The following is a 26368-nucleotide window of genomic DNA, read 5'->3' as shown; positions in this document are numbered from 1 at the left end:
CCTCCATCAACGTGATTCGCGGCTCACCCTCGTTCGGGAGCCGCGAATCGGTCGTTGTCCGATACTGCCGATCACCCCCGAATGATCATCCCCGACGAATCACGCCACACCGTTGTGGCCGACTCCTGCCGATGTGGCGACCTCGTCGTCGCCGGTTCCTTCGACACTTCTATTGTGGTCTGCATCACAGTCGTGGAGCAGTATCGGAAGCCATCGCCGGAAGTGCCCAATCGGGTCGCCGTCCGGGACGTCCGGCCCGGTGCGGGCCTCGCCTTTCGGTGACGAGGGTCCCCGCGCGTCCGGGACTTTCGCCCCTGCCCCAGCGCGGCGCGGAACGTGCGCGGCGGATCTCGCCGGTCACCCGCGGCGGCGATCCTCGTGCAACCTGACGATGGCGTCGGCGAGCATCGGCGCGATCGAGCACACCTCGATCTTCCCTGCCTCCGCATCGTGAAAGACGCTGTCGGTCACGACGATGCGGCGGAGTCCGAGTTCGTGCAGACGCGCCGCCGCCCCGTCGCTCAGGGGACCGTGGGTCGCCGCCACGAGCGTGTCGGCGGCCTGGTACCGCACCAGGTGGGCGGCCGCCTCGATCGTCGCCCCGGTGCAGATCATGTCGTCGACGAGGGCGACGGGGCATCCGCTGACCTCGCCGAGCAGATCGAGTGCGCGCACGCTCGTATCGCTCAGCCGGTGCTTGCGCACCACCGCGACGGATGCGCGCAAGGCGGCGGCGAAGTGTTCGGCGCGCTCACCGGCGCCCAGGTCGGGGGCGACGACCACACCCCGGCCGATCATGGCCGGCTCCAGTTCGCTCGCCAGCAGCGGCACTGCGGTCAGGATCTCGACCGGCACCGGGCAGATCGCCTCGAGTGCGGGCGTGTGCGGGTCGACCACGACCAGCCGGTCGGCGCCCGCGTGGGCGATGGCCTCGGCCGCCACCCTGGCGCCGATCGCCTCCCCCGCCGTGCCCCGGTCCTGACGGGCATAACCGAAGTACGGGATCACCGCGGTGATCCGGCCCGCGCCGGCGCGGCGGCAGGCGTCGAGCAGCAGCAGCAACTCGACCATATGCTCGCCGACCGGTGGCGACGTCGGCTGCACGATGTACACGTCGTCGCCGGAGATGTCGGCGACGACCACACGCCGTTCGCCGCCGGCCATCGGCTGCGAATCGCAGCACTCGTGCGAATCCCCGCCGATTCGCGCGACCACGGCGTCGGCCAGCGGCGGGTTGGCGCTGCCGCGGATGATGCGCAACGTGCTCATCGGGCCCCGGCACCCGTCTCGGGATTCCCGGTGAGGAAGTCGACGCAGGTGCGGATCGTGGCCAGCCGTGGATAGTCGGCCTCGGCGATCGGCTCCCCGCGCAGATTCGACAGCCGTTCGACGAAGGTGAGGAAATCCAGCGAATCCAGTTCCAGGGTGGTGCGCAGCGGCTCGTCCGGTCCGAGTGCGCTGAGTTCGGCGTCGGTGGCGAATCCGCGCAGTGCGGCACGCACCGCGCTGTCGGCCGATTGCCGGGAAACAGTGGTGGACATGGCTTCACAACTCCTCGGGTTGATGCAGCAGGTCGGCGACGGTGTGCAGGAATCGGGCGCCGGTCGCGCCGTCGCTGGCGCGATGATCGGCCGAGAGGGTGACGGTCACCTGCGGCCGCACACCGAGCAAACCGTCGACAGCGCACGGCCGGTCGGTGACGGCGCCCAGTCCGACGATCGCGACCTGCGGCACGGCGATCACGCCGAACACCGACTCCACGCCGAGATCGCCGAGGTTGGTGACCGTGATGGTGGCCGCGGTCGCGTCCGAGGAGCGCAGGCGGCCGGATCGGGCGCGCTGCACCACCGATCGCATCGCGGCCATCATCTCCGCCGCGTCCAAGGTGTCGGCGTCGGGAATCGTCGGCACGATGATGCCCCCGCCGCGCAGCGACACCACGACGCCGAGATGCACCGCGGTCGCCGGACGGAACTCGTCGTCGATCCAATATCCGTTGAGCTGCGGCACCCGGCGGGCAGCCCCGGCGACGGCGCGAAACAACAAGGCGGCCATCACGATTCGCTCGGTGAGCGGCGCGCCGGCATTTCGCTCCCGCAGCCGGTCGGCCGCCGCGGAGACATCGACGACATCGGACAGGTAGTAGTGCGGCACGGTGCGTTTGGACCGCGCCATCGTCGCGGCGATCGCCGAGCGCATCGCAGCCGCGTCGCGCGAGCCCGGGGGCGGGGTGGCGGTGTCCGCGCGAACCGTCTCGTCCTCCGATGGCTGTGCCGCGGCGGGTGCGGGGACACCCTCGGCCGGGAGGTCACGGGCGCGCACGGCGCCGGCGGGACCGGTTCCGGACAGCCCGGACAGGTCGAGTCCCCGCGCTTCGGCGAGTCGCCGCGCCAGACCGGAGGCGCGTGCGACGTCCGGCTGCGCCCCGGACCGCGCGACAGCATCCGCCGCCTCGGGTGCGGGCGCGGGCCTGGAGGCGGACGCGGGCGCCGCCTCGCGCCCAGGTGCGGGTGCAGGCGCCGCCTCGGGCCCACGTGCGGGTGCGGGCGCCGCCGCAGGCGCGGGCGCGGAATTATGCTGCGCGACAGCGGCTTCGATATCACCGCGCAGGACGCGCCCACCCGGCCCGGAGCCGTGCACAGTCGCCGGATCCAGTCCCGCCTCCTCGGCCAGCCGGTGGATCAAGGGGGTCATCCGAGCGGGTTCGGCGACCGGCGACGGTGCCGCGACCGATTCCGCCTGGTCGCGCGATTGCGGCGGTCCGGCCGATTCCGAGGTCGCGACGGCCGGCACCGGTTCGCCACGCGCCTCCGGGACGGTCTCCACCTTCCCGTTCCCACTGCCCGCGGCGCCGGCGGTGATCGTCGCCAGCACGGCGCCCACCGGAACGGTCCGTCCCTCGGGCACGCGGATCTCGTCCATGACACCGTCGTCGAAGCATTCGATTTCGATCGCGGCCTTGGTGGTGTCGACCTCCGCGACGATGTCGCCGCGTTTCACCGGGTCGCCGGGGTGCACGAACCAGTGCGTCACGGTGCCCTCGGTCATGTCGGCGCCCAGCGACGGCATCCGGAATTCGGTCATGTCATCCCACCGCCTTCCGGATCGCGGCCAGCACCTCGGAGGGGTCCGGCAGTGCGGCGTCCTCCAGTTGACGTGCGTACGGGATCGGCACCTCGGCGCCGCATACCCGGCCGATCGGCGCATCGAGGTCGTAGTAGGCGTATTCTGCTGCGCGAGCGGCGATCTCGGCGGCGATGCTCACACTGCGCCAGGCTTCGTCCACGATCACGAGGCGATGGGTGCGGCGTACCGAATCCAGCACCGTCGCCTCGTCCAGCGGACGCAGCGAGCGCAGATCGACGACGTCGACCGCGATACCCTCGGTTGCCGCGAGGTCGGCGGCGGCCAGGGCCACCGGCACCGTCGCGCCGTAGGCGACCAGGGTGACGTCGGTGCCGCCGCGCCGGATCGCCGCCGCGTCGATATCGACGGCACCGGCGTCCTCGGGCAGCTCGGATCCGCTGTTGTACAACGAGATCGGCTCGAAGATCACCACCGGGTCCGGATCCTGCAGCGCGGTCCACAACATGCCTCGTGCGTCGGCGACGGTGGCGGGGCACACCACCCGCAGACCGGGAATGTGGGCGTAGAACGCCTCCAGGCTGTGCGAGTGCTGGGCGGCGAGCTGGCGGCCCGGACCGGTCGCCATCCGGATGACCAGCGGCACGCCGAGCTGTCCGCCGGACATGTGCCGCAGCGTGGCGGCATTGTTGAGTATCTGGTCCAGCGCGAGCAGGCTGAAGTTGACGGTCATGATCTCGACGATGGGCCGCATGCCGGCCAGGGCCGCACCGATCCCCGCGCCGACGAACGCCGATTCGCTCAGCGGCGTATCGCGAATCCGTTCGGGCCCGAATTCGTCGAGCAGTCCGCGGCTCACGCCGAAGCAGCCGCCGTAGGCGCCGACATCCTCGCCCATGAGGAAGACCCGTTCGTCGCGAAGCAGCGCCTCGCGCAACGCATCCCGCATCGCCTCCCGATAAGTGGTCATGGCCGCTCCGCGTAGACGTGCCGGGTCAGTTCGGACACCGGCTCGGCCGGTGCGGCCTCGGCGGCGGCGATGGCGGCGTCGAGTTCCTCGTCGGCCTGCGCCTCGTAGCGCCGCACGTCCTCGTCGGTCAGTTCTCCGGCGTCGCGCAGCCGTTCGGTCAGCAGCCGGAGGGGATCGCGTTCGCGCCACCGCGCGATTTCGGCCTTGTCGCGATATCGATCGGCGTCGTAGAGCGAATGCGCCCGGAACCGATAGGTGCGCAGTTCCAGGAAGCAGGGACCGCCTCCGGCCCGGATCGAGGTGACGGCGCGCCGGGTCGCGGCGGCGACAGCGGTGGCGTCCATACCGTCGACCGGCCAGGCCGCCATGCCGTAGCCCGTCGCGCGCAGCGCGAGGTCGGTCGCGGCGTGTTCGCGGGCCAGCGCGGTGCCCATGGCGTAGCGGTTGTTCTCGCAGGCGAAGAGCACGGGCAGCCGCCACAGCGCGGCCAGGTTCATGCATTCGTGGAATTCGCCCTCGGCCATCGCGCCGTCACCGAACAGGCATACCGTGACCCGATCGCGTCCGGTCATGGCGTCGGCCAGTGCCAGGCCAACCGCGATCGGCAGTCCGCCGCCGACGATCGCGTTCCCGCCGTAGAAGCGCCGCCGCGCGTCGAACAGATGCATCGAGCCGCCCCGGCCGTGGCTGCAGCCGGTAGTGCGGCCGAACATCTCGGCCATGAGGTCGGTCATGGGGATGCCGCGGGCCAGCGCGTGGCCGTGCTCGCGGTAGGTCGAGACCACCGCGTCGTCGGCGCCGATCTCGCTCAGCAGTCCGGCGGCCACCGCCTCCTCGCCGACGTACAGGTGCAGGAATCCGCGGATCCGCTCGGCGCTGTAGAGCTGCACACAACGTTCCTCGAAGCGCCGGATGCGGATCATCTGCCGCAGCAGCGCCTTTGGATCCGTTCCGGCGGCGTCGCCGGGCGTCGCCACGGCCGGCGCCGGGGCGTGGCCGTCGGTCTCGATCGTGCTCATCGCACCGTCTCCAGGGTCGATACGTCACCTTCGGGCAATCCGAGTTCGTGTGCCTTCAACAGCCGGCGCATCACCTTCCCGGAGCGGGTGTGCGGCAGCGCGTCGACGAAGTCGATACGTTTGGGAGCCACCGCGCCCAGGGCGCGGCGGCCGAACGCGGTGAGTTCGTCGCGCAGGTCGTCACTCGGCTGGAAGCCCTTGCGCACCACCACGAATGCTTTGACCAGCTCTCCGGCCACCGGATCGGGGGTTCCGATGACACCGGCCTCGGCGACCGCGGGATGAGACATGAGAACGCTTTCCACCTCGAACGGCCCGACCAGATGTCCGGCGGATTTGATGACGTCGTCGGCGCGCCCGACGAACCAGAAGTAATCGTCGCTGTCGCGCCGGGCCAGATCGCCGGTGAGATACCAGCCGCCGGCGAACGCGTCCGCGTAGCGAGCGGGGTCGTTCAGGTAGCCGCGGAACATCGACGGCCAGCCCGCCCGCAGTGCCAGCTCACCCACTTCCCCGGTATCGGCGGCGGTCACGTCGCCGTCGGTGATCGCCGCGCGCCCGCTTTCGCCGCGGCGCAGGATCGTGGCCTCCACGCCGGGCAGTGGCCGCCCCATCGAACCGGGACGAACCTGTGCCGCAGCGATATTGGCGATCATGATGGCGCCGGTTTCGGTCTGCCACCAGTTGTCGTGCACCGGGTGCCCGAGCACCCGCTGCCCCCACACCACGACTTCGGGATTGAGCGGCTCGCCGACGCTGGCCACGAAGCGCAGGCACGACAAGTCCGTGCTCGGCGGCAGCTCGTCGCCACGGCGCATCAGCATCCGCAGGGCGGTGGGCGCGGTGTACCAGACGGACACCCGCTCCGCGGTGAGGATGTCGTACCAGCGTTGCGGATCGAATTCCGCCTCGTCGCTGATCACCGTGGCGCCGAGGCACAGCGGCGCGATCACCCCGTACGACATGCCGGTCACCCAGCCCGGGTCCGCGGTGCACCAGAATACGTCGCCGCCGCGCAGGTCCAGCGCGGCGCGCGCGGTGGCCCGGTGCGCCACGACGGCGCCGTGCACGTGCACCGCCCCCTTGGGGCGTCCGGTGGTTCCGCTGGTGAAGTGCAGGAGCGCGGGGTCTTCGAATTGAGTTCGCACGATGGGGAATTCGCTGTCGGCGGCGGCCATGGCCGCGGGCAGGGACACCACGCCGGGCAGGTCGGTCTCGCCGTCGACGACGATGACGTGCCGGAGCGCGGGCAGTGTGTCGCGGATCGGCGCGACCTTGCGGCGATAGTGGGCCGCGGTGGTCACCAGGGTGCTCGCCTCGGCCAGGTCCAGCCGCTGACGCACCGGTTCGGGGCCGAAGGCCGAGAACAGCGGGGAGACGACACATCCGGCCTTCCACGCCCCCAGGCACGCGAGATACAACTCCGGAGTGCGTCCCAGCAGCAGGCACACCCGCTCACCCCGATACACCCCGAGGTCGCGCAGCACGTGGGCGAACTTGTTGCTCAGCCGGACCAGGTCCGCGCAGTCGAGCTCGGTCACGCCACCGGTGACCGGCAACCAGCGCAACGACGGGGCGGGCCCGATCGGCGCCTCGAGGTGCCGGTCGACGGCCTCGACGGCGATGTTGACTGCGCCGCCGGGTAGCCCGGCGAGTTCGGAGCGGGCCGCGGACCAGGAGAAGTCGCGCCGCGCCCGGCCGTAGTCGGGAAGGGTCGCGGCCGCGATCTCGGCCGCCGACTTCTCGATCGGCGCCCATCGCGACGGCGTCGCGGTTTCCGCGTCGTACGGGCTCGCGTCGTTCCGGCTCATCGCGCCTCCGTCTCCCGTGCCGTCCGTCTGCTCGACTTCCAGTCAACGGCGCGGCGCCCGGTCACGGGGAGGGCGGAAAGACCCTAGCGGCGATGACATCCGTCGCGGCGATGCCACCGGGGACAACGGTCAGTCGGGAACGTTGCGCGCGAGTTCGTCCAGCCACGCCGCGGCGGGAGCGTCGCTCGGCGCGCGCCAGTCCCCGCGCGGCGACAGCGATCCGCCGGACCCGACCTTGGGCGCATTCGGCAGGGTCGATCGTTTGAACTGGCTGGTCTGCACGAAGCGGCGCAGGAATTCGGCCAGCCAGTACTTGATCGTGGCGAGGTCGTATTCGTGACGCTGATCCTCGGGGATGAGGTCCGGCCAGCCGCCGCGGGTGCGGTCACCCCAGGCGTGTTCGGCGAGGTAGGCGATGCGGCTGGGCCGGAATCCGAACCGCAGCAGGTGATAGAGGTGGAAGTCCTGCAACTCGTACGGGCCCACGGTGGCCTCGGAACTCTGCAGCGCCGCGCCGGGAACCAGCTCCGGCGAGATCTCGGTCTCCAGGACCGAGTGCAGCACCGCACTCGCCTCCGGGCCGAGCTCACCGCGGTCGGCGGTCCAGGCGATCAGATATTTGATCAGCGTTTTGGGCACCGAGGCGTTCACGCTGTAGTGCGACATATGGTCGCCGACGCCGAAAGTGCACCAGCCCAAGGCCAATTCGCTCAGGTCCCCGGTCCCGACGACCATGCCGTGATGCATGTTGGCCAGGCGGAACAGATGCGAGGTGCGCTCCCCGGCCTGCACGTTCTCGTAGGTGATGTCGTAGACGGGCGCGCCGTCGGCCGCCGGATGACCGAGATCGCGCAGCATCTGCGTCGCCGACGGCCGGATATCGATCTCGCCGGCGCTCGCCCCGACGGCGCGCATCAGCCGGCGCGCGTTCTCCAGCGTCCGCGGGCTCGTGGCGAAGCCGGGCATGGTGTAGGCGAGCACATTCGACCGCGGCAGGCCCAGCCGGTCCATGGTCTGCGCCGCGACGATGAGCGCGAGAGTGGAATCGAGGCCACCGGACACCCCGATCACGAGGTGCTGGGATCCGGTGGCGGCCAGCCGCGTGGCGAGCCCGGCGACCTGGATGTGATGGACCTCGGCACAGCGCGCGTTGCGGCTGCCGGGATCGGCCGGGACGTAGGGAAAGCGCGGGACCTCCCGACGCAGCGGTGGTGCGCCGTCCGGGATCGGCGCCTCGAATTCGATCCGCCGGAATCGGGTGACCCGCTCGAGGAAATCGTGACCGTTGTCGGTGAAACTGTTGAGCCGCAGCCGATCCGCGGCCAGCCGCTGCAGATCGATATCCGCGGTGACCAGTTGCGGTTCGGCGGCGAAGCGCTCACTTTCGGCCAGCAGGTTGCCGTTCTCGCAGATCAGCGCCTGACCGTCCCACGCCATATCCGTGGTGGACTCGCCCTGCCCGGCCGCGGTGTACAGATAGGCCGCGATATTGCGCGCCGAGGTCGACACACACAGTTCCCTGCGGTAGTCCGCCTTGCCGACGACGATATTGCTCGCCGACAGATTCGTCAGTACCGTGGCGCCCGCCAGTGCCGCGAAAATGTTGGGCGGCAACGGAACCCACGCGTCTTGGCAGATCTCGACCGCCAGCACCAATCCGGGCAGATTCACCGCCTCGAACAGCAGGTCGGCGCCGAAGGGCACCCGCTGCCCGGCGACGGTGGTGTGGTCGTCGACGGCGTCGCGGGCCGCGGAGAACTGCCGCTTCTCGTAGAACTCCTGGAAATTCGGCAGGTAGCTCTTCGGCACGACCCCCAGGACGCGGCCGCGGTCGATGATCAACGCGCAGTTGAACAGTCGCTCCCGCACCCGCAGCGGAGCCCCGACGATCAGCACGCTGTCGATGTCCGCGCTCTCGGCGACCACGCGGTCCACGGCCGCTCGCACCGCGTCGTCGAGCGCCTCCTGGTGGAACAGGTCCTCGGCGGAGTAGCCGGAGAGGCCGAGTTCCGGAAACAGCGTGAGCACCACGGAATCGGCGGCGGCCCGCCGCGCCAGCAGCAGTGTCTGCTCGGCGTTGTACTCGGGATCGGCGACCCGCATCGCGGGCACGGCGACGCCGACGCGCACGAATCCGTGCCGGTACAGCGATCGGAACGGTAACTCGCGCGCCACGGCAGCCTCCTGCAATCCACGGCCGCCGGGCCGGCGTCCGGCGCCGGGGCCGGCTAGGGACCGAGCGTCCGCATTCGACGGGTGTATTCCTCGTCGTCTATCTCACCACGGGCGAAGCGCTCGGCGAGGATCTGTTGCGGGGACGGACCCCGGCCGTCCCGGTCGAGGGCGGCGGTATCGGGCCGGCCGGCGTAGCGGAGCAGGGCCACGATCGCCACGACCACCAGCACCCAGAAGATCACCATGCCCGCGAACATCAACCCGTAACCCCAACCGCCCAGGCCGGTGCCGTACCACATCATCATCGCCGTAATTCCTCACTCCATCGACGGATCTGCGTTCCCCTCGGACCCGACCGGATCACATCGGCATCGGCATCGGGCAGATCCCCATCTGGGCCAGCCACATCATCACGGCGTGCATTGCTTGCATCATCGGCGATTGCATATCCATCTCGATCATCTCCTCCGGGCGCGGTTCACTTCCGCATCCGCGATCCAGCCTGATCGACGCGACCGGCCGGTGGCAGGGGCAAAAGACCTCACCGACCGGCCGTCGGTCCCCACGCCGGAACGTCGGCGCCGGCCCGGATGTGCTCGGCGTCCTCGAGGGACATTGGTCCCGGGAGGCCGGGAATCTCGCCCCTCCCCCAGGGCCCGGCACCGGCACAGACTGGCGGTAGGCGCGCCGATCGCCGGTTCGACGCATCGAGGCGCCTCGGCGTGTGGCCTGGCGGTCGCGCGACGACCGAAATGTTCCGCGGGCCGGTGTGATGACACCGGGAGCGAGGTGGCCGGATGTTGCACGAGACAATCCCTTTGGGCCGGGTGGCGGGTATCCGCATCGGCGCGCACTGGTCGGTGCTGGTCACCGTGGCGCTGTTCGTCTGGCTGCTCGGCGTGCAGCTGCGCGGCAGCGGCAGCCCGGCCTTCACCTGGTCGGTTGCGGCGCTCGCCGCGGTGACCCTGTTCGCCTCCCTGACCGCGCACGAACTGGCCCATTCGATCGTCGCCCGGCGCCACGGGGTACGGGTCGAGCGCATCGTGCTGTGGCTGCTGGGCGGGGCGTCCGAACTCGGCGACGAGCCGCCCGACGCGCGCAGCGATTTCCGGATCGCGATCGCCGGTCCGGCGACGAGTCTGGTGCTCGGCGGACTGTTCGCGGCCGTCGCGGTGGCCGTGGACAGCGGGCGGCCCGACAGCGCCGTCACCGCGGCGCTCGCCTGGCTCGCCGCCACGAATATCGTTCTGGGACTGTTCAATCTGCTGCCCGGCGCGCCGCTCGACGGCGGCCGGGTGGTGCGAGCCGTCGTCTGGTGGCGGACCGGCGACCGGCTGCGCGCCACCACCGTGGCCGCGCGTGGTGGCCGGTTGCTCGGCACCGTGCTCGTCGTGCTGGGCGCCGTCGACATCATCGTGTTCCGCCAGTTCGGCGGGCTGTGGCTGATGCTGCTGGGCTGGTTCCTGCAGACCGCCGCCAACAGCGAACTCGCGGCAGCGGGGCTGCGGCACCGGCTGGGCAACACCACCGTTCGCGAGGTCATGACCGTGAATCCGATGGCGGTGCCGGGCGATTGGACGATCACCCAGCTGCTGGCCTCCAGCGCCCCGCAGACCGGGCACAGCATATTTCCGGTCGTCGACGCCCTCGGCCATCCGATCGGTGTCGTCGCCTGGTCGGATCTCACGACGACCGCCGTACCGGCTCGTGATACGACCTTCCTGCGCTCGGTCGCACGTCCGTTACGGACAGCCGCGATCGTCGGACAGGACGATCTGCTCGCCGATGTCGCCACCCGGGTCGTGCTGCGTCCCAAACTCGATGCGATCACCGTGGTCGACCCGGCCGGCCGGCTGACCGGCGTCGTCACCGCCACCGATCTGGCGACCGCCTGCGACCGCTCCGCGCTCGGCCTGCCCGCCGGCAGCGCCGCCGCGAGACCGGGACCCGCGCCCGCCTCCCATCCGCCGGTCACTACTACTCACTCCCGGAGGCCACAGCCATGACGGCAGCACCTGTCCTGCGTGATTCCTCGCAGCCGATCTTCCGCGACCGCCGCGAGGCCGGTCGTGTGCTGGCCGGACTGCTCGAGCACTACCGCGACCACTCCGGTGTCGTCGTGCTCGGCCTCGCGCGCGGTGGGGTACCGGTGGCCTGGGAGGTCGCCGCCGCCCTGCACGCGCCGCTGGACACGCTCGTCGTCCGCAAACTCGGGGCACCGGGACATCCGGAATTCGCCGTCGGCGCCCTCGCACCCGACGGCCGGATCGTCGTCAACGACGATGTGATCCGCGGACTGCACGTGACCGCCGAACAGATCCGATCCGTCGCACGAGAAGAGGCGGCGGAGCTGGCGCGGCGGGAACGCGCCTATCGCGATGACCGGCCGCCGGCGCCGATCGCGGGCCGCACGGTGATCCTCGTCGACGACGGTCTGGCGACCGGAGCCACCATGTTCGCGGCGGTGGAGGCGATTCGCGCGGGGGAGCCCGACCGCATCGTGGTCGCGGTGCCGGCCGCCCCCGAATCGACCTGCCGGGAGTTCGACGCGCTCGTGGACGAGATGGTCTGTGCCACCATGCCGTCGCCGTTCCTCGCGGTCGGCGAGTCGTTCTGGGATTTCACCCAGGTCGGTGACGACGAGGTGCGGCAGCTGCTGACGACGCCGACCGTCGACGCGGCGGCCACCGGCACCGATTCCGTCACCCTCACCGATCCCGTCGCCGTGATCGATGCCGCCGCGATCGAGGCTCCCGAAGGCGTGCCGCCGCACCACGTGCTGGACGAGCTCATCGGCGATGCCCGGTTCGTCCTGATCGGCGAGAGCTCGCACGGCACCCACGAGTTCTATGCCGCCCGCGCGGCCATCACGCGCTGGCTCATCTCGGAGAAGGGGTTCACCGCGGTCGCCGCCGAGGCCGACTGGCCCGACGCCCACCTCGTCGACCGCTTCGTCCGCGGCATCGACGACTCCTCCCCCACGCTCGCGCTGCGCGGGTTCGAACGCTTCCCCACCTGGATGTGGCGCAATACCGTGGTCCGCGATTTCGTGGGCTGGTTGCGGCTGCACAACGACTATCAGCGCCGGATCGGCGCGCCGCAGGCCGGGTTCTACGGGCTCGACCTGTACAGCATGCACCGTTCGATGCGGCACGTGATCGACTATCTGCGGCAGGTCGATCCCGACGCGGCGCAGCGCGCCGAGCACCGCTACGCCTGTTTCGATCGCACCAGCGACCACGACGGGCAGGCCTACGGATTCGGCGCCGCATTCGGTGCGGGCCATTCGTGTCAGGCCGAGGTGGTGCGGCAGCTGGTCGACCTGCAACGCAACGCCGCGGCCCATCGACAGGCCGGCGACGGCGAGGCCTCGTTCGACGCGCTGCGCAACGCGTGGACGGTCCGCAACGCCGAGGCCTATTACCGGGCGATGTTCGGCGATCGGGTGTCGTCGTGGAATCTGCGCGACGAGCATATGGCCGACACCCTCGACGCGCTGGCCGGCCACCTCGGGCGCGACGGCACTCCCGCGCGAGTGGTGGTCTGGGCGCACAATTCCCATATCGGTGACGCCCGCGCGACGGAAATGGGCGCCGAGGGCCAGCTGTCACTGGGACAGCTCGTCCGCGAACGCCACGGAAACGATTGCCGCACCATCGGTTTCACCACCAGCCACGGCACCGTGACCGCGGCGAGTGAATGGGACGGCGAGGCCGAGTGCAAGGACGTCCGCCCGGCCCTGCGCAGCAGCGTCGAGGAGCTGCTGCACGACACCGGACGCGACAGCTTCCTGATCCGCACCGATACCCCCGGCGCCGCCACCGAACTGCTGCGCGACCCGCGGCTCGAACGCGCCATCGGCGTGATCTATCAGCCGACCACCGAGCGGCACAGCCACTACTTCCACTCGCGGCCGGCCGACCGCTACGACGCGATCATCCACATCGACCGGACCACCGCCCTGCGGCCGCTGGAACCGTCACACCGATGGACCGCCGCGAGCACACCGGACACCTACCCCAGCGGTCTGTGATCCGGGGCGGTGGGCGTCCGGATCGAGGACCTTCGACCATGTTCCCGGCCGCCGCGACGCGCGAGTCTGGGCATCGAGACACTTTCAGCAGATCGGAGCCGTGATGGGCGACTATGTGGCAAGTCTGAACGATATTCGGCTCAGCGATGACGGCCAGGTGGGCGGGAAGGGGGCCAATCTCGGTGAGATGGTCGCCGCGAAACTCCCGGTGCCGCCGGGATTCGTGATCCTGCGATCGACCTACGAGACCGCCGTCGCCGACGGGCCGCACGGGTCCGAGCTCGACTCGCTGCATGCCGAGGCGCTGCGCAGCGCCGTCGCCACCGACGACGCGGGCCGCGGCGAGCTCGACCGGCTGTGTTCGCGCATGCGCGACCTGGTGCACGAGACCCGGATCGACGGGGTGATCGAGGAGGCGATCGTCGAGGCCTACCACCGGCTCGGCGACCGGGTGCGCGTGGCGGTCCGGTCCTCGGCGGTCGGCGAGGACAGTGCCGATTCCTCCTTCGCCGGAATGAACCTCTCGCGCACCAATATTCGCGGCGACGCCGAACTGCTCGAGGCGGTCCGGCAATGCTGGGCCTCCCTGTTCACCCCACGCGTTCTCACCTACCGCGCCCGCCGCGGCATGGACCGGCGGCCGGAGATGGCGGTGGTCGTGCAGCAGATGGTGACCGTCCGGTGCGCCGGCGTGGCGTTCACCGCCGACCCGACCACCGGCAGGCGCGACCGCGTCGTCATCGACGCCGCGCGCGGACAGGGCGAGGTGGTGGTATCCGGTGCGGTCGAGCCCGACACCTACGTGTTCGCGGCGGACGGCCCGACGTTGACGGAATCCCGCAGGGGCGCACAAAGTTTCGCGATCTTCGCCGGCGAGGACGGTGACCGCCGCGTCGACATCCCGGACGACGAAGCGCATCGGCCGGTACTGACCACCGACGAGGCCACCGCGGTCGCGCGCCTGGCGCTCGAGGTCCAGCAGCACTACGGCAGTCCGCAGGATGTCGAGTGGGCCTTCGACGACCAGCGGCTGTGGCTGGTGCAGTCGCGGCCGATCACCACCTTGCCCGACGAATTGCCCTCGGCCACAACGGAACCGACGCCCGCCGCCGTGCTGCTGCAGGGCCTGCCGGCGGCTCCCGGACGAGCTCGCGGCGCCGTGCGCATCCTGCACTCACCCGCCGAGGGATCGGCATTGCGCGACGGCGAGGTCCTGGTCGCGCCGATGACGAATCCGGACTGGCTGCCGACCATTTCGCGGGCGGCGGCCTTGGTCACCGACAGCGGCGGCATGACCTGTCACGCCGCGATCGTGGCTCGCGAACTGGGCATACCCTGCATCGTCGGCGCCCGGACCGCCACCACATCCCTGCACGACGGTCAGCGCATCGTTGTGGACGCCAAGGCCGGCCGGATTCGGGCGGACAGCCCGGACGAGCAGACCGCCGCGACAGCGGCCGTCTCCGCGCCCGCCGCGGCCACCACCGCGCCGGCGGCGGTTTCGGTGACCGAAACCACCGGAACGAAGATCTATGTCAATCTCGCCCTGCCCGAAATCGCCGAGCGCGTCGCCGATTCCGATGTCGACGGCGTCGGCCTGCTGCGCGCCGAAACCCTCTTGACGCGCGCGCTGGGCGGCCGCCATCCCCGCGCGGTGATCGCCGCCGGCGACGAGAACGAGTTCGTCTCCACCCTGGCCGAATCCCTGCGGCGCATCGCCGTGGCCTTCGCCCCGCGGCCGGTCGTCTACCGCGCGACGGATTTGCGCAGCAACGAATTTCGCACGCTCACCGGCGGCGAAGGTTTCGAGCCGAACGAACGCAACCCGATGATCGGCTACCGCGGCTGCTATCGCTACATCCACGAACCGGACGTGTTCCGGCTCGAACTGGCGGCGCTGGCACGCGTGCGCGAATACACCCCGAATCTGCATCTGATGATCCCGTTCGTGCGCACCCGCTGGGAGCTGGCCGCGTGCCTGGAACTGGTGGATGCCTCGCCGCTGGGCCACGACCGGAGCATGCACCGGTGGATCATGGCCGAGGTGCCGTCGGTCGTGCACTGGCTGCCCGAATACGTGCGGCTCGGGATCGACGGGGTGTCGATCGGGAGCAACGATCTCACCCAGCTGATCCTGGGTGTGGATCGCGATTCCGAGGAATGCGCCGAACTGTTCGACGAATCGGATCCGGCCGTCCTGCACGCCATCCGGCGCATCGTCACCTCCGCGCGTGAACTGGGCATCACGTCGTCGCTGTGCGGGCAGGCCCCGTCCACCCGGCCCGAGTTCGCCGAACATCTCGTCGCGGCGGGGATCACCTCGATTTCGGTCACCCCGGACGCGGTCCGCAGCGCCCGCCGCACGGTGGCCGCCGCCGAGCGCCGGCTGCTGCTCGAACAGTGCGTGCACGGTGGCGAGGGCCGGCAGCCGTGAGGCCGGCGGCGCGGACCATGGTCGCGGTACCTCGGGACCAACGGCCCCTCCGCCACGCGCGGCGCGAACCTACCGTCGACATATGAACACAGTGCCCACACGCGACGTCGTCGAGACAGCGGTCCGGATGGCCGGCCGTGCGCCGTCGCTGCACAACAGCCAGCCGTGGCGGTGGACGTTCGACGGTGCGCAGCTGCGGCTGTTCAGCGTGCACGAGCGCATGTTGCCGACCACCGACAGCACCGGCCGACAGCTCGTGATCAGCTGCGGCATCGTGCTCGACCATCTGCGCGCGGCGATGGCCGCCCAGGGGTGGCGCACGATCGTGGCGACCTTCCCGAACCCCAACGACCGCACCCACCTCGCCGACGTGCGTTTCGAGCCCTCGCCGTACATCACCGACGGTGACCGCGAACGCGTCGACGCCATGGCGCGCCGGTACACCGACCGGCTCCCGTTCGACGAACCGGAGGGCTGGGGGCCGTTCGAGACCGTCCTGCGCACGGTGTTCGACCCCGAGGACGCCATCGTCGACGTCCTGCCCGACGACAGCCGCGCCGAACTGGCCCGGGCCTCGGAGCTGACCGCTTCGGTGCGCCGCTACGACGCCGACTACCACGCCGAATTGCATTGGTGGACAGGGCATGTGGTGGCAGATACCGGCGTCCCCCGCGACGCGCTGGTGAGCGAGGAGGAACGCGGGCGCGTCGACGTCGGGCGGAGGTTGCCCACGGTCACCGGCGAACCACGCCGCACCGAGGTGCGCGCCGACCGGTCGAAGATCCTCGTGCTGTCGACCTACGGCGACAGCCCCGCCGAATGGCTGGCCTGCGGGCGGGTGCTGTCCACCGTCCTGCTCGAATGCACCCTCGCCGGCTACGCCACCTGTCCGCTCACCCATCTCACGGAGGTTCCGCGCAGTCGCAGCGTCGTCACGCGGCTGATCGGCCGGAACGCCTTCCCGCAGGTACTGATTCGCGTCGGGCGGGCTCCGGAGAACCAACCGCACCCGGAGCCGACGCCGCGGCTGCCGCTGCACGAGATCCTGCGCGTCACCGACGGCGCGGGCTGACCGGCGCTACCGCACGCGAGACCGGCGCGCGAGGTAGATCACCGCACCGATCGCCAGCACGACCGCACCCCAGATCACCGAGGTGAGCGGGAGGGTGCAGGCCAGCACCGCGCAGCCGGCGGCGCCGACCACCGGGACCACCCGCGGCGGTCTGCCTTCCGCCGGGGTCAGCGTCCAGGCCGACGCGTTCGCGACGGCGTAGTAGCCGAGCACCGCGAAGGACGAGAAACCGATCGCGCCGCGGATATCGGCGGTCGCGGCGATCACGGCCACGACCGTGCCGACCACCAGTTCGGCTCGGTGCGGAACGGCGAAACGCGGATGCACCGCGGCCAGCCGATGCGGCAGATGCCGATCCCGGGCCATCGCGAAGGTGGTGCGCGAGACCCCGAGGATCAATGCCAGCAGCGAGCCGAGCGCGGCGACGGCAGCCCCGGCGCGTACCACGGGCACCAGCTCGGGCCGGCCCGCCGCGCGCACCGTATCGGCCAGCGGCGCTGTGGCCGAGGCCAATCCGTGCGGGCCGAGCACCAGCAGCGCCGCGACGGCTACCACCGCGTATACGACCAGCGTGATGCCCAGAGCCAGCGGGATCGCACGCGGAATGACGCGGGCGGGGTCACGGACCTCCGCGCCGAGAGTGGCGATGCGGGCGTAGCCGGCGAAGGCGAAGAACAACAGTCCGGCGGCCTGCAGAATCCCCCGCACCGAGGTGTCGGATCCGATCGCCAACCGGCCGGCGTCGGCGGCGGAGCCGGCACCGGCCGCGACGACGACCGCGGCCAGCACGGCCAGCACCAGTGCGACGACGATCCGGGTCAGCAGCGCCGACTTCTGCACGCCCCGATAGTTCACCGCGGTGAGCGCGACCACCGACGCGACGGCCACCGCGTGCGCGTGACCGGGCCAGGCGTAGGCACCGACCGTGAGTGCCATCGCCGCGCACGAGGCGGTCTTACCGACGACGAAGCCCCAGCCGGCGAGATACCCCCAGAACTCCCCCAGGCGTTCCCGGCCGTAGACGTAGGTTCCGCCGGAGGCGGGATAGCGCGCGGCCAGCCGGGCCGAGGAGGTGGCGTTGCAGTAGGCGACGACGGCCGCGATCGCCAGGCCGATCAGCAATCCCGATCCGGCCGCGGCGGCGGCGGGGCCGAGGGCGGCGAAGATGCCCGCCCCGATCATCGAACCGAGCCCGATCACCACCGCGTCGCCGAGACCGAGTCGGCGGCGCAGGTCGGCGGGCGTCTCGAGATTCATGAGCTCGAAGATAACGGACTTCGGTCCCGGGCATCGGTCGTCGACAGGGAGCCATGGGTCATCGAAAGGGAATCGGCACCGGAGAACGGTCGCACGGCGGCGCCCGGTGACTATTCTCGAATGCACAGGCACGGTCGGCGTACGCCGAACCCGGAAACCTCGATTCGCCGGCACACGTCGATCCGCCGGCGTGAACAGTGTGATGGGGAAGCCAGGAAGTACCAGTGGACGAGCGTTCAGGGGGCCGGCTGGAGGCGGCGGTGGCCGCGATCGCTCGCCCGCGCTGCGCCGACGATTGGGGATACCGAGTCTGTGTGGCATGTCGCGACGTGTTGGCGGGGGTCGATTCGGTCGCGCTCGCGCTGCATTCGGCCGGGGCGATCGTCGAGGTGATCGGGTGCAGCGCTTCGGTCGCCGAACAGATCGAGGACGTCCAGATGGTTCTCGGAGAAGGCCCCGGCTTCACGGCGTTCGCCACCGGTGACACCGTGTGGGCGAGCGCCGGGACGAGAGATTTCGAGCGCTGGCCGATGTATGCGAACGAGGTGGCGCGACTGGGCTTGTGCGCGGTTGTCGCATTACCTCTGCGGGTCGGCGGCATCCGGATCGGTGCCCTGGATCTGTATCGATTCGAGCCCGGCGACGTGCCGACGCGCGCCGAGATCGACGCGACATTGCTCGCCGATCTGATCAGTTACACCCTGCTCGAGGGTCTCGTCGCGCCGGAGCCGGAAGCCGTGCCGGTCGCGACCACACATCCGGACGTGAATGTGGCGACAGGTATGGTCGCCGCGCGAATGGGCATTCCCCTGGACGAGGCATTTCTGCGCCTGCGGGCATTCGCCTTCGCCACGAACAGTCCTCTGCTCGACGTGGCGCGAAGTGTCCTGGAACGACGCGTCGACCTCGACGGAGCGAGCGAATGACCGGTGCCCCCCAACCTCCGGGACCTGAACCTACGGCTGCGACCGAGCAGACCACGGCGCCGGAACGGCTCATCCGCCCGCTGGCGCGGATCACCGCCGACCTCGTCCGCGATGCCCGGTTCTCGGACACGCTTCCGATGGTCACCCACCTGTGTTCCGAGGTTTTGAACGCGGCCGCCACCGCTGTGATCGGTGTGGATCCTCGCGGCGTCGTACGGGTCCTGACGGCACCCGGGGAGCACGGAGATCTGGTTCGGCTACTCGAGAATCACCCCCGTCACGGGCCGTGGAGGCGAAGCATGACGTCCATGGAGGTGGCCGGAGTCGAGAACATCGGCGACGACGAGACCTGGCCGGCCCTCACGCGTGACGCGCTCGCCCTCGGGTACCGCGCGATATGCGCGGCCCCGATGGTGCTGGGAACCCGTGCGGTCGGCAGCCTGGCGCTGTTCTACGACGCGCCGACCCAGTTCGGCGTCGACCACCGCGCCGTGGTGCAGACGGTGGCCGATCTGACGACGCTGGCGCTGTGCCAGGACAGCGACGAAGCCCGATCGGACATGCTGACCGGCCGCGTCCTCGCCGCCTTCGACGACCGTGTCCGGCATGAACACGCCGTCGGCATGACGGCCGGGCGGCTGGATACCGATACCGACCGTGCCGCCGCTCTGCTCCAGGCGCACGCCCGCGACAACGGGATGGTGCCGACCACGCTGTCTCGCAGCATCACGGACGGGACCTTCGATTGGTCCGCTCTGGACCGGTCACTCTGACATTCCTCGGATCCGGCCGCGGCCGCGGTAACCGAGCAGGCGCCGTCAGCTCTTTGTGAGAGCGTCGATGGCGTCGCGGAGTTTCGCGGCGGCCTCGGTCGCGATCGGTTCCAATTCCGAATCGCCGGTGACCTGCACCATGACCTCGGGATCCATCGCTTCGACGATGACGGCGCCCGCGTCGTCGGGGTCGCGCCGCACGATCACGTTGCAGGGCAACAGCAATCCGATGCGGCGGTCGACGCCGACCGCGCGATGCGCCAGCGGCGGATTGCACGCTCCGAGGATGCGGTAGTCCTCCATGTCTTCGCCGAGTTTGGCCTTGAGGGTCGCGGTCATATCGATCTCGGTCAGCACTCCGAAACCCTGCTCGGCCAGTGCGGCCCGCGTCCGTTCCACGGCCTCGTCGAACCGGTCGGTGCGCAGCGTGGTGGAAATCGCCAGATTCATGATCGTCCGCTTTCCTTTCGATGGGGGGGTGGTGAACCGGGTCAGGTCCGCGAGACGGCGCAACCGGCCGTGGCCGGCAGGCCCAGCCGCCGTAGCAGCAGGGTCGCCGGGCACCAGCCCGCAACGCCGTACAGCAGCAGATTCGCGCCGACGAACCCGGTGAGAACGAGCCACCAGCCCGACCATGCCGCGGCCGCGACCACACTGATCAGCACGATGGTACCGGCCAGCAGCGGGACGACGCGGGCGATGGACCAGCCCTGGTGGCGAGGTAGGTTCGGCATGCGTTCACTTCCGGATAGGTTGGGCGCCTTCGCTTTTCAGGCGAGGGCGAGAAACAGTTTCTCGAGTTCGGCTTCGCTCATCGGTTCGGCGCCGTCGGCGCTCTCGCCGGTGAGGCATTCGCGCAGGCCGGTCGCGACGATCTTGAATCCGGCCCGGTCCAGGGCCCGCGACACGGCCGCGAGCTGGGTGACGACGTCCTTGCAGTCGCGTCCCTGCTCGATCATGGCGATCACACCGCCCAGTTGCCCCTGGGCGCGGCGCAACCGGTTGAGTACCTGTGCGATCGTTTCCTCGTTGCCGACCATGGCTGTCCGTCCTCTCGTCGCCTACCCCTCCAGCATACCCCTGGGGGTATGCTGGAGGGTTGTGGCGTCAGTCATGCGCGAAGCTGATCGACGGCAGCATCCGGCGCAACCACCTCGGCGATGCCCAGGCACGATGCCCGGTCAGCCGCAGCAGGACCGGCAGCAGCACCAGTCGCACCGCGACGGCGTCCAGCAACACGGCCACACCGAGGATGATGCCCATCTCCTTGGGCGGCAGCGGATCGGCGAGCGAGAAGGTGAAGAACACCGCCACCATGACCGCCGCGGCCGCGAAGATCACCCGGCCGGAATGGGCCAGTCCGTCCACCAGGGCGTGACTCGGATCGCCGGAGCGCTCGTAATGCTCCTTCGCCGTCGCCAGCAGGAAGACCGTGTAGTCCATCGCGATGGCGAAGATCATCGCGAAGAAGAACACCGGACCCCAGCCGTCGAGGAATCCCTGCGGGGTGAAACCGAGCAGGCCGGCCCCGTGCCCGTCCTGGAAGATCAGTTTCGCCACTCCGAACGCCGCGGCCGTCGACAGCAGACTCACCACCGTGCCCAGCGCCGCGATCAGCGGAGCCTGCAACGCCACCAGCAGCAGGGCGAAGCCGAGCACCAGGATGATTCCCACGATGATCGGGAAGTAGTGGTTCAGAGCGTGCTGCAGATCCAGATTCTCGGCGGGCGCACCGCCCACCAGCGCTCCGGCCGGCAGCCGGTCTCGCAGGTGATCGAGGATCGTGGTCATCCGCGCGTCGGAGGGGTCGACGTTCGGCAGCGCCTGCATCATCGCCAGTCCGCTTCCGTCGCGGGACAGTTGCGGCGGGGTGACCATCGCGATGCCGTCGACCGCCGAGGCGGCGTTCGCCACCGCACCGGATTCCGTTGCGGGCGCGATGATCTGCAACATTCCGGGAGCGCCTTCGCCCATCTGTGCCTGCACCAGTTCGTAACCCTGACGAACCGGCGCGTCCGAGGGCACGACCTGGATCGACGGCATCGCGACCTTCAATCCGGTCACCGGGATCGCGAGCGCGATCAGGACCAGCAGTGCGGCGATCGCGAACGGCCACGGCCGGTCGTGCAGGATCCGGCCCCAGGCCGCGAACCGCGGTGAGCGGTGATGCTGGCGGCCGATGCGAGGCAGCGACCCGGCATTGATCCGGCCACCCAGCGCGCCCAAGGCGGCCGGCAACAGGGTCAACGTCGCCAGCAGCACGAACGCCACCGCGAACATGATCCCGACGGCCATCGTCCGCACCGCCGGAGCCGGCACGATCAGCACCGCCGACAGGCTCACCAGCACCGTCAGCCCGGACAGCACCACGGCCTTACCCGCCGTGCTCATGGTCTCGGCCACAGCCGCGCGTGGATCGGAACTCGCCGCGAGCGCGCCGCGGAAGCGGGCGACGATGAACAGGGCGTAGTCGATGCCCAGCGCCAGGGCGAACATCATCGCGAAGTTCATGGCCCATACCGAAATCGGCGTCACGTGGTTGAGCAGCACCAGCCCACCGGCCGAGGCGATCAAGCCGGCCAGAGTGAGCAGCAACGGCAGTCCGGCCGCCACCAGCGAGCCGAAGGCGACCACCATGATGGCGAGGGTCACCGGCCAGGAGAACATCTCGGCCTTCAGCATCGCATCGTGATTGGCCTTGTTGAAGTCGCTCCACAACGCCGACGCGCCGGTGGGATAGACCTCGATTCCGTTGCCCGACAACGCCGTCAGCGCGTCCTTGTGCGCATCGACCGCCTTCACCATGTCATCGGTCGAGGCCGCGGCGCCGGCGATGAGGATTCCGGTGTGCCCGTCGGGGCTGATCGACATCCCCGGCTGGGGCGCCACCACCTCGCCGAATCGGGAATCACCGGCGAAGATCGCGGTCATCCGGCCGAGCACCGACTGCACTTCCGGACTCTCGACGGTCCGGGTGTCGGAGTGCACCACGACCTGCACCGCGGCCGACGAATTGCCGCCGAAGTGCTGCTGCGCCAGCTCGCGCACCCGCACCGAATCCGACCCGTTGGCCTGCCAGCCGGCGCCCGCGAGGGAATTGAACACGCTCGGCGCCGCGGCTCCGAGCGCGACCAGCACGAGCAGCCAGACCCCGAACACTATGCGGGTGTGGCCGGCCATAGCGGCCCCCAGCCTGCCCAGCATCCCGCCGGAGCCACGCGTGGTGGCCGCCGGCGGTGACACGACCTGCGATTCGGTCATCACGCCTCCCTTCGATACCCCAGGGGGTATATTTCGTATAGCGGACAACATACCCCAGGGGGTATACAGGACGCAAAGGTGCGCTTGCCCACAGGCGGGTACACCGGCCATGGATGCGAAAGGAGACGACATGACGGATATCGCCCTGTACGTGGACCCGGTCTGCCCGTTCAGCTGGGTGACCGCCCGCTGGCTGCAGACGGCGGCCGCGGATGCCGGCGCTCGCGTAACCCTGCGGCAGATGAGCCTCGCCGTCCTCAACGAGGGGCACGAGGTGGACGCCGATCACCGCCCGATGCTCGAGCGATCCCGGCGGATCGGGCGGGTTTTCGCCGCCGCGACGCGACTGTACGGCGTCGAGGGATTCACCCGGCTGTATCACGAGTTCGGCACCGTGGCGCACACGCGCCGGGAACCGATCACCGACGAGACGATGCGAACCTTGCTCACCCGAGCCGGGATGGACCCCACCATGGCCGACGACGTGGAGGATACGACTCTGGACGAGCCCGTCGCCGACGCGCATCGACACAGCCAGCAGGCGCTCGGAGACCGGGGTGGGAGCCCCATCGTCGTGATCGACGGCCGTGGCTTCTCCGGTCCGGTACTGACGGAGATTCCCGGGCCCCGGGAGGGGAAACAGCTGTTCGACGCACTCGTCACCGTGGCCTCCACGCCCGGCTTCGCCGCGATGCAGCGCCCCTATTCCGGGCCGCCGGGCACCACGGAACCCGCCGTCGACGCCTGATGCGCCGCAGCACAACGCCCGGTGGCCGGTGACCTTCGGCCCTGTCCGGCAGCACCGGGAATGCGGTGGTATCGACGCGAAGGAGCGTGACCATGAACTTCGCGAGCACCGCGCCGGGCGCTCGGCGCGGCACCGTCCGCCGCGCCGAATCCGACGTCCAGGGCCCCGGGTACGACCTGCCCACCGTCGACATCCGGCTCGGTGACCGAGTCCCCAGCATGTTCGGTGAGTACGCGCGACGGCGCATCGGCGACGCCGCGCGCTGTGCACCGTCGCCGGTGGCGTCGATCCGGGTCCGCCTGGCCGACCATCGCGACTCGGCGCTGGCGAATCCGTTCGTGGCACAGGCGGACATCGTCGCCGAGCGGCCGCTGCGAGTGCAGGTGACGGGAGCCACGGCGCGCGACGCGGTGGATCTGCTGCAGACACGGACGCGTGCCCGGCTGCGCATGCCGATCGGCGGTGGGGCGACACGGCGACAGCGGTGTGAACCGCAGGCCGCCACATTGCTCTATCTCCGCCCGGTCACGCAGCGGAAGATCGTGCGCACCAAGTGTTTTCATCTGCTCGACCGCACGGCGGCGGAGGCTGCGGCCGATATGGCGCTGATGGATTACGACTTCTGGCTGTTCGCCGAGTCCGGCGCGGAGACCGAAAGCGTGCTCGCGCGCACGACCGGCGGGCACTATCGGTTGATTCGGCTCGACGAGCGAGCGGCGACCGCCGATTCGGCGAATCTGCCGCTCACCGTCGCCGATGCCCCGGCCCCGGTTCTCGACCGGGTGGAGGCCCTGGCCAGGCTGCAGTTGAGCGGTTCGCCCTTCCTCTTCTTCCGCGATCGCGAACTCGACCGCGGCTGCGTGTTCTATCACCGCTACGACGGTCACTATGGATTCATCACCTCGCGGCGATAACCGCCGAAGCCCCTCGTCACGGTGGACCTTCGCCCCTACCACCGCAATCGCCCCGGTGGTGGCATGGACAGACCGGACGCTCAGCTCCCGAGAGGTACCGCATCGTGATTCCCCCCGACCGCACCGACGACGGCGCACCCAACTCCACAGTCGCCCTCGACCGCGCCGAGGCGATGCGGCTCCTGGCTGGAATCGATTACGGCCGAGTCGTTTTCACTCGCGACGCACTGCCGGCCATTCGCCCGGTCAACCATTTCGTCGAAGACGACGGACGCGTCGTGGTACGCACTCGGCTCACGTCCCGGCTCACCTCGGCGATCCGGGCCGATCCCGGAGTGGTCGTCGCCTACGAGGCCGACGAGATCGACCCCGGCACCCGCACCGGCTGGTCGGTCGTGGTGACCGGCCTGGCGCGGCCGGTCGCCGATCCGTACCGCGTCGCGCGATACGAGCGGCTGCTGCGACCATGGATAGCGGCGACCATGGATACGGTCGTCGAGATCGAGCCCACCATCGTGACCGGTATCCGTCTCCTCGGCGCACCGGAACCATCCGGTACGCCGGCGCCACCGACCCTCTCGTCGAAAGCCGACACTCATGACCTACCACGATGATCCGTTCGCGCCGGCCCTGAACACCGCCCACACGTGGTTGCGAACCGTCGCCGACCGGCTGGCCACCGAAGACCGCACGTTCGCGCTGCGTGCGCTGCGCGCCTGGCTGCACACCGTGCGTGACCGCCTCGACGTTCCCGTCGCCGCGCATTTCAGCGCCCAGCTGCCCGAATTGCTCCGCGGCATCTTCTACGAGGGCTGGGTGCCCGCCCATGTTCCGGTGCACCACGACGTCACGACCTTCGTCGACGCGTTCGCCCATGAGGCGGGCGTCTCCGCAGACGAGGCGGTAGCGCTGATCGGTGCGGTGACGATCGCGCTGTCCGATGTGTTCTCCCCCGGGCATCTCGACCACGTACTCGCCGTGGTGCCCGAGCCGCTGCGCGCGGTGCTGCTCGGCAGCGAGCTCAACGGGACGGCCGCGACCGTGCCCGGCGACGCGTAGGTCGACGCTCAGGTCTCGGCAACGGCCTCGGGAACGGTCTCAGCAACCAGGAAAGGGACTTTCGTCCATGCTGAGGCAATGATCAGGCGATTATGGTGAGTACATTCATCGCTACTTCGATTGGACGCACTCGCCATGATCAAGGTGTTCCTGGTCGACGACCACGAAATCGTCCGTCGCGGGCTGAGTGACCTGCTCGACGGCGACCCGGAGTTGTCGGTCGTCGGCGAGGCGGGATCGGTGTCCCAGGCCCTCGCCCGCATTCCCGCGCTACGCCCCGATGTCGCGGTGCTCGATGTCCGCCTTCCCGACGGCAACGGCATCGAACTGTGCCGGGAGCTGCTGTCCAAGGTCGACGGGCTGCGCTGCCTGATCCTCACCTCCTTCACCGACGAGCACGCCATGCTCGACGCGATCCTGGCCGGTGCCAGCGGTTATGTGGTCAAGGACATCAAGGGGATGGAACTGGCCCGCGCGGTGAAGGACGTCGGCGCCGGTAAATCGCTGCTGGACAACCGCGCCGCCGCCGCACTGATGGAGCAGCTGCGCCACGGCACCGAGCCCGACGGTCCGTTGGCGACACTGACCGAGCAGGAACGCAAACTGCTCGATCTGCTCGGCGAGGGCCTCACCAATCGAGAGATCGCCGACCGCATGTTCCTCGCCGAGAAGACCGTCAAGAACTACGTCTCGCGGCTGCTGGCCAAACTGGGTATGCAGCGCCGCACCCAGGCGGCCGTCTACGCCACCAAACTGCATTCGAGGACTCCGGCGGAGTAGCCCGCACGCAGGTGACCATCGGCCCCACTTGCCGGGATCAACGCCCGTAGTC

The 26368-nt window shown here is 70.0% G+C and carries 24 protein-coding genes; 11 read left to right on the top strand and 13 right to left on the bottom strand.

All coding sequences use genetic code 11. The features are described 5' to 3' along the window. Positions 1–357: 357 nt before the first annotated feature. From IG65_RS0119710 to IG65_RS0119675, 8 genes are all read right to left on the bottom strand, one after another. Complete coding sequence (locus IG65_RS0119710) at positions 358–1269, bottom strand: ribose-phosphate pyrophosphokinase (protein WP_030516411.1); 912 nt, start codon at positions 1267–1269, stop codon at positions 358–360. Beyond that, on the bottom strand, positions 1266–1541 hold the full coding sequence (locus IG65_RS0119705) for a phosphopantetheine-binding protein (RefSeq protein WP_030516410.1): 276 nt from the start codon (positions 1539–1541) through the stop codon (positions 1266–1268). The genes IG65_RS0119710 and IG65_RS0119705 overlap by 4 nt, the downstream gene beginning before the upstream one ends. A 4-nt stretch (positions 1542–1545) precedes the next feature. After that, positions 1546–3084 carry a 2-oxo acid dehydrogenase subunit E2 gene (locus IG65_RS0119700; RefSeq protein ID WP_030516409.1) on the bottom strand — a complete coding sequence of 513 codons (1539 nt, stop codon included), beginning with the start codon at positions 3082–3084 and terminating at the stop codon, positions 1546–1548. A 1-nt stretch (position 3085) separates the two neighbouring features. Next, positions 3086–4054 carry an alpha-ketoacid dehydrogenase subunit beta gene (locus IG65_RS0119695; RefSeq protein ID WP_030516408.1) on the bottom strand — a complete coding sequence of 323 codons (969 nt, stop codon included), beginning with the start codon at positions 4052–4054 and terminating at the stop codon, positions 3086–3088. Beyond that, positions 4051–5073, bottom strand: a complete 1023-nt coding sequence (gene pdhA / locus IG65_RS0119690) for a pyruvate dehydrogenase (acetyl-transferring) E1 component subunit alpha (RefSeq protein ID WP_197039874.1) — start codon at positions 5071–5073, stop codon at positions 4051–4053. Before pdhA ends, IG65_RS0119695 begins: the two co-directional genes overlap by 4 nt. Next, entirely contained in the window at positions 5070–6884 is a 1815-nt protein-coding gene (gene acsA, locus IG65_RS0119685) for an acetate--CoA ligase (RefSeq protein WP_051756488.1), read from the bottom strand. The genes pdhA and acsA overlap by 4 nt, the downstream gene beginning before the upstream one ends. 129 nt (positions 6885–7013) lie before the next feature. After that, the gene (locus tag IG65_RS0119680; RefSeq protein WP_030516405.1) at positions 7014–9059 is read right to left on the bottom strand and encodes an NAD(+) synthase; all 2046 of its coding nucleotides are present in this window, start codon (positions 9057–9059) and stop codon (positions 7014–7016) included. A 53-nt stretch (positions 9060–9112) separates the two neighbouring features. After that, positions 9113–9364, bottom strand: coding sequence for an SHOCT domain-containing protein (locus IG65_RS0119675; RefSeq protein WP_030516404.1), 252 nt, complete (start codon positions 9362–9364; stop codon positions 9113–9115). Positions 9365–9856: 492 nt separating this feature from the next. Here IG65_RS0119675 and IG65_RS0119665 point away from each other — a divergent pair, with 492 nt between their 5' ends. The 4 genes from IG65_RS0119665 to IG65_RS0119650 all read left to right on the top strand — a co-directional run bounded on the left by IG65_RS0119665 (position 9857) and on the right by IG65_RS0119650 (position 16598). After that, positions 9857–11065: a site-2 protease family protein gene (locus IG65_RS0119665; protein WP_081879594.1), complete on the top strand. Its 1209-nt coding sequence runs from the start codon at positions 9857–9859 to the stop codon at positions 11063–11065. Further along, entirely contained in the window at positions 11062–13092 is a 2031-nt protein-coding gene (locus IG65_RS0119660) for an erythromycin esterase family protein (protein WP_030516402.1), read from the top strand. The genes IG65_RS0119665 and IG65_RS0119660 overlap by 4 nt, the downstream gene beginning before the upstream one ends. Before the next feature lie 103 nt (positions 13093–13195). Next, positions 13196–15526, top strand: a complete 2331-nt coding sequence (ppsA, locus tag IG65_RS0119655) for a phosphoenolpyruvate synthase (RefSeq protein WP_030516401.1) — start codon at positions 13196–13198, stop codon at positions 15524–15526. Positions 15527–15608: 82 nt separating this feature from the next. Next, positions 15609–16598, top strand: a complete 990-nt coding sequence (locus IG65_RS0119650; protein ID WP_030516400.1) for an NAD(P)H nitroreductase — start codon at positions 15609–15611, stop codon at positions 16596–16598. 6 nt (positions 16599–16604) lie between these two features. Here the strand turns inward: IG65_RS0119650 and IG65_RS0119645 are convergent, their stop codons facing one another. Further along, positions 16605–17855, bottom strand: a complete 1251-nt coding sequence (locus IG65_RS0119645) for an APC family permease (protein ID WP_030516399.1) — start codon at positions 17853–17855, stop codon at positions 16605–16607. Between the two features lie 224 nt (positions 17856–18079). Between IG65_RS0119645 and IG65_RS0119640 the strand changes: the two genes are divergently transcribed. Together IG65_RS0119640 and IG65_RS0119635 are read left to right on the top strand one after the other, a co-directional pair. After that, entirely contained in the window at positions 18080–18781 is a 702-nt protein-coding gene (locus IG65_RS0119640) for a GAF and ANTAR domain-containing protein (protein WP_156055688.1), read from the top strand. Continuing rightward, positions 18778–19554 carry a GAF domain-containing protein gene (locus IG65_RS0119635; protein ID WP_030516397.1) on the top strand — a complete coding sequence of 259 codons (777 nt, stop codon included), beginning with the start codon at positions 18778–18780 and terminating at the stop codon, positions 19552–19554. Before IG65_RS0119640 ends, IG65_RS0119635 begins: the two co-directional genes overlap by 4 nt. A 45-nt stretch (positions 19555–19599) precedes the next feature. Here the strand turns inward: IG65_RS0119635 and IG65_RS0119630 are convergent, their stop codons facing one another. The 4 genes from IG65_RS0119630 to IG65_RS34885 all read right to left on the bottom strand — a co-directional run bounded on the left by IG65_RS0119630 (position 19600) and on the right by IG65_RS34885 (position 22815). After that, on the bottom strand, positions 19600–20004 hold the full coding sequence (locus IG65_RS0119630; protein ID WP_030516396.1) for a DUF302 domain-containing protein: 405 nt from the start codon (positions 20002–20004) through the stop codon (positions 19600–19602). A 41-nt stretch (positions 20005–20045) separates the two neighbouring features. Next, entirely contained in the window at positions 20046–20288 is a 243-nt protein-coding gene (locus tag IG65_RS0119625; protein WP_030516395.1) for a DUF2892 domain-containing protein, read from the bottom strand. 36 nt (positions 20289–20324) lie between these two features. After that, positions 20325–20594, bottom strand: coding sequence for a metal-sensitive transcriptional regulator (locus tag IG65_RS0119620; RefSeq protein WP_030516394.1), 270 nt, complete (start codon positions 20592–20594; stop codon positions 20325–20327). Between the two features lie 67 nt (positions 20595–20661). Continuing rightward, positions 20662–22815: an MMPL family transporter gene (locus IG65_RS34885; protein ID WP_036525179.1), complete on the bottom strand. Its 2154-nt coding sequence runs from the start codon at positions 22813–22815 to the stop codon at positions 20662–20664. Between the two features lie 130 nt (positions 22816–22945). Between IG65_RS34885 and IG65_RS0119610 the strand changes: the two genes are divergently transcribed. The 5 genes from IG65_RS0119610 (at position 22946) to IG65_RS0119590 (ending at position 26316) form a co-directional block, all read left to right on the top strand. Then, positions 22946–23563 (top strand): DsbA family protein, encoded by a 618-nt coding sequence (locus IG65_RS0119610; RefSeq protein WP_030516393.1) that lies wholly within the window; start codon positions 22946–22948, stop codon positions 23561–23563. A 92-nt stretch (positions 23564–23655) separates the two neighbouring features. Further along, a complete protein-coding gene (locus IG65_RS0119605) occupies positions 23656–24477 on the top strand; it encodes a sigma 54 modulation/S30EA ribosomal C-terminal domain-containing protein (protein ID WP_051756483.1) in 822 nt (273 codons plus the stop codon). Positions 24478–24578: 101 nt separating this feature from the next. Continuing rightward, positions 24579–25091 (top strand): pyridoxamine 5'-phosphate oxidase family protein, encoded by a 513-nt coding sequence (locus IG65_RS0119600; protein ID WP_369801567.1) that lies wholly within the window; start codon positions 24579–24581, stop codon positions 25089–25091. Next, positions 25075–25536 carry a DUF2267 domain-containing protein gene (locus tag IG65_RS0119595; RefSeq protein WP_051756482.1) on the top strand — a complete coding sequence of 154 codons (462 nt, stop codon included), beginning with the start codon at positions 25075–25077 and terminating at the stop codon, positions 25534–25536. Before IG65_RS0119600 ends, IG65_RS0119595 begins: the two co-directional genes overlap by 17 nt. Positions 25537–25671: 135 nt before the next feature. Then, on the top strand, positions 25672–26316 hold the full coding sequence (locus tag IG65_RS0119590) for a response regulator transcription factor (RefSeq protein ID WP_030516389.1): 645 nt from the start codon (positions 25672–25674) through the stop codon (positions 26314–26316). Positions 26317–26368: the final 52 nt, after the last annotated feature.

This window comes from Nocardia sp. NRRL WC-3656 (assembly GCF_000720265.1).
Classification (GTDB): Bacteria; Actinomycetota; Actinomycetes; order Mycobacteriales; family Mycobacteriaceae; genus Nocardia; species Nocardia nova.
Note: the sequence above shows the minus strand (reverse complement) of the source record. Positions and strands in the feature narration are given on the sequence as shown.